The sequence below is a fragment of the Daeguia caeni genome (genome assembly GCF_042653845.1).
GTDB classification, from domain to species: Bacteria; Pseudomonadota; Alphaproteobacteria; order Rhizobiales; family Rhizobiaceae; genus Brucella; species Brucella caeni.
Map to the genome: position 1 here is coordinate 1 of NZ_JBHSEL010000026.1, position 1,001 is coordinate 1,001.

Below are 1,001 nucleotides of genomic sequence, written 5' to 3' on the forward strand. Positions count from 1 at the left end.
TCCGGGCCCTTGGGGCTGTAAAGGCCGATCAGGGTGAAGATCTTGCGGCGGGCATAGGGACCTTCGAGCACCGTGAACTCGCCGTTGAGATAGACCGCGCCGGTCGAACCGCGCGTGGCATAGCCGCCGGTCCAGCCCTGCGACGGATCGTCGAAGCCGCCGGGGCGGATGGTGAGCCGCACCTTGGCGAGCGTGCCCTTGGGGATGAGGTTGGTGTTGGTCTGGGCATCGTTGAAATCGTTCCATGCCGACATGGGTCAGGCTCCTTGTTCTTGAGCTGTGGTGGAGGAGGTTTGGGAAGGGGTGGTCGCCGAGGGCGNACGACCGGAGCGGTCTTTGGCCGGAAAGCCGAACGGGTTGAGCGTCTGGCAGATGAAGGCGCGGTAGGGATTACCCTCATCGTCCTTTAGTTCGACCATGCAGATGACTTCATCGACGATGCCGGGCAGTTCGAGGCCGGTCTTGGCGCCCTCGATCTGCGGCACGAAGACCTTGCGATTGAAGTCGTCGAGCTTCTCGTCGAGAATGCCGACAAACCAGATGTTCTTTGAGCGCGTGTGCTGCAGATGCGTCAGCCAGGCGATCATCTCGCGGCCATGCAGGCCGTAGGCGCCGCGAATGTCAGGCTTGCCGGTCTTGTCGGAGAACGCCTCCGGCTGGCCCTTGGCCCATTGGAAGCAGAGCCGGCCGGCAACAGTGATCGAATCGATGAATACCGTTTGGTAGCGATCGAGCTGGCTCGGATCCCCGAGCCGGGCGACAACCGCATCGTGATGGGCCTGGCTGTAGGGCTGGTCGTCGCGCAGCGCCGGATTGGGGCCACCGATGAACACCGCGAAGTCGCGGCACTCATCCCAGGTCTTGGGACGGATGGTGTCGCCGGTCCAACCCTCGATGGCGAGGTCGCCCGCTTCCAGGTCCATGAACAGCGTGGTGGCGGGATCAAGCGTCCACAGCAGCGAGGTCTTGCCGATGCCGGACTTGCCGAAGATGCAGCCCTT

General features: G+C 63.4%; 1 protein-coding gene and 1 pseudogene. Both read right to left on the minus strand.

Going from position 1 to position 1,001, the window contains the following annotated elements; translation table 11 throughout:
* Nucleotides 1-254: pseudogene (locus tag ACFO1V_RS02365) on the minus strand (hypothetical protein); the annotation flags it as partial.
* A gap of 3 nt (nt 255-257) precedes the next feature.
* Nucleotides 258-992, minus strand: coding sequence for an ATP-binding protein (locus tag ACFO1V_RS02370; protein WP_465251720.1), 735 nt, complete (start codon nt 990-992; stop codon nt 258-260).
* Nucleotides 993-1,001: the final 9 nt, after the last annotated feature.